This window comes from Rahnella sp. ATs2 (genome assembly GCF_051851855.1).
In the GTDB taxonomy this organism is placed as follows: domain Bacteria; phylum Pseudomonadota; class Gammaproteobacteria; order Enterobacterales; family Enterobacteriaceae; genus Rahnella; species Rahnella variigena.
Genome location: NZ_JBLYPL010000051.1, coordinates 1 through 1835, shown reverse-complemented (window position 1 = coordinate 1835; position 1835 = coordinate 1). Strand labels below are relative to the sequence as shown.

The window sequence follows — 1835 nt, the reverse complement described above, 5'->3', positions numbered from 1 at the left end:
GGCACCCACCCAGCACGCCCTGTGCATTACCGGCCGCCCTTGTCTATGTGTGTGAGTAGTTAACCAACTGAGAAGGAAATGAACATGTTTGGAATCTTTAAGAAAAAAGCCCGTAAAGCTGTAGCTGAAGTGAAGAAAATGGAAAACCGCGACGCGGTTGAAGCGACTGTTTGGGGCGCGTACGCCATCGCTTATGCCGACGGCACCTGCGACGCGAAAGAAATTGCTGTTCTGGAAAAAACCATCAGTGCTTTACCGGCATTCTCACCATTCGCTGGCGAAATTGCCCAGATGAGCAGCAACATCCGCGCACGTTACGAAGCATCACCACGCAGCGCAAACGCACAGGCTTATCGTGAACTGTCTGATGTAGCTGGCACTTCTGACGCTGTTGATGTCCTGTGCCTGTGTCTGGACATCGCCGATCAGGACGGCATCGGAGAGGAAGAAGAAGCCACTCTGAAGAAAATCGCTCAGTCACTGCAACTGTCTTTAGACCAGTACTTATGATCGGCAAACTTCGTCTGGCCGGTGCTGGCCTGATCTTGTTTCTGGTCGTCGCTGTGGACTTCACCAGCCGCATTATGTCAACCGTCGCCGATGGTTTTCTGGTTGTGGCTCTACTGGTGGTTATCTGGCCGGTGATTAGTAAGAAGTCCTGAGTTTTATAGTGCGGGTTTCGGCCCGCATCAATGGTTCACAAAGTGCATTGTGAAACTGAGGAAATGCAAATGGCTGAAAGTCGTATGACCAACGTCCCGGAGTTTCTCTCCGAGCTGGACGCCGGTATTTTCGAAAACAAAATTGCCGCCGCGCTGAATACTGCCGCTCTGGGTGTTCTGAATAACGGCGGTAAAGGCAAAGTGACCATCGAGATTGATGTTTCCCGGATCAGTAATTCGATGGAAGAAAAACGCGTGATGCTGGCTCACAAGTTGAAGTTCTCAGCACCTACGCCTCGCGGGAAAACCTCCGAGGAAGACACCACCGAAACCCCAATGTACGTGGGCAAAGGCGGCAAGCTGACCATCATGCAGGAAGACCAAGGCCAGCTATTTACCATTGCCGGTGATCCTGACGGCAAGCTCCGCGACGCGCGATAAGCATCGTTTAACCATCCGATAAAAGGAAATTTTTATGTCTCAAGTTTTAGACGCATCAGCAATCAAAGAAGTTCGGGATATGTCCCTTTCTAATCTGCTGGAAGAACGCCTGTCTTCAGCTGACTGCCCTGCTGTTGCTTTGCCTGAATCTGTCCGTATTCATTCGCTGGAAAGCCTGCAAGATGGCCGGTTCCGCTTCCGCGGGAAAATGGAAACCGCCAGCATTCAGGATTTCTCGCGCTACTGCAAAGATTACGCAGGCGAAGGCGTCCGCAGCTTCATTAATGCTGACAACATGGCAGCGGTGACTGTGTTTAACCTTGGCACTCTGACTGCACCAGGTCACGCAGATAACATCGCAGTTTTGAAACTGAAACGCACTGCGCCATTCCAAGCTTTGCTGAACATCAATGGCGATAAAAACTCACAGAAGGATCTGGCCGAGTGGCTCGAAGACTGGTCAGAATTCCTGATGGCTTTCACCGGTGACGGAGAAGTGCTGGACATCAAGAAAGCGATCGGCGGCGTCCGTAAAATTACCATCGAAGCATCCAGTTCTGCGGATCATGAAGACAGTGATTTCGGCGCCAAGCGCTCAGTAATGGAAAGTGTAGAGGCAAAAAGCAAAGAAGCTATGCCTGCGGCTTTCGAATTTAAGTGCGTGCCATATGAAGGCCTGGGCGAACGCCGATTCCGTCTGCGCTACAGCGTGCTGACCGGCGGCAATGCTCC

The 1835-nt window shown here is 51.6% G+C and carries 4 protein-coding genes; all 4 read left to right on the top strand.

Going from position 1 to position 1835, the window contains the following annotated elements; all coding sequences use genetic code 11:
- Positions 1–84: 84 nt before the first annotated feature.
- Positions 85–510: a tellurite resistance TerB family protein gene (locus tag ACJY2G_RS25450; protein WP_195817290.1), complete on the top strand. Its 426-nt coding sequence runs from the start codon at positions 85–87 to the stop codon at positions 508–510.
- The gene (locus tag ACJY2G_RS25445; RefSeq protein ID WP_112198251.1) at positions 507–662 is read left to right on the top strand and encodes a DUF3927 family protein; all 156 of its coding nucleotides are present in this window, start codon (positions 507–509) and stop codon (positions 660–662) included. The genes ACJY2G_RS25450 and ACJY2G_RS25445 overlap by 4 nt, the downstream gene beginning before the upstream one ends.
- Positions 663–731: 69 nt before the next feature.
- On the top strand, positions 732–1103 hold the full coding sequence (locus ACJY2G_RS25440) for a hypothetical protein (RefSeq protein ID WP_037033046.1): 372 nt from the start codon (positions 732–734) through the stop codon (positions 1101–1103).
- A gap of 34 nt (positions 1104–1137) precedes the next feature.
- Positions 1138–1835 (top strand): YfdQ family protein (locus ACJY2G_RS25435; protein WP_439292378.1); only part of this gene is annotated, 698 nt, incomplete at its 3' end.

Coding starts and splice junctions, on each gene's coding strand:
- ACJY2G_RS25445 (WP_112198251.1), top strand. CDS start 507: ATGATCGGCAAACTTCGTCTGGCCGGTGCTGGCCTGATCTTGTTTCTG.
- ACJY2G_RS25440 (WP_037033046.1), top strand. CDS start 732: ATGGCTGAAAGTCGTATGACCAACGTCCCGGAGTTTCTCTCCGAGCTG.
- ACJY2G_RS25450 (WP_195817290.1), top strand. CDS start 85: ATGTTTGGAATCTTTAAGAAAAAAGCCCGTAAAGCTGTAGCTGAAGTG.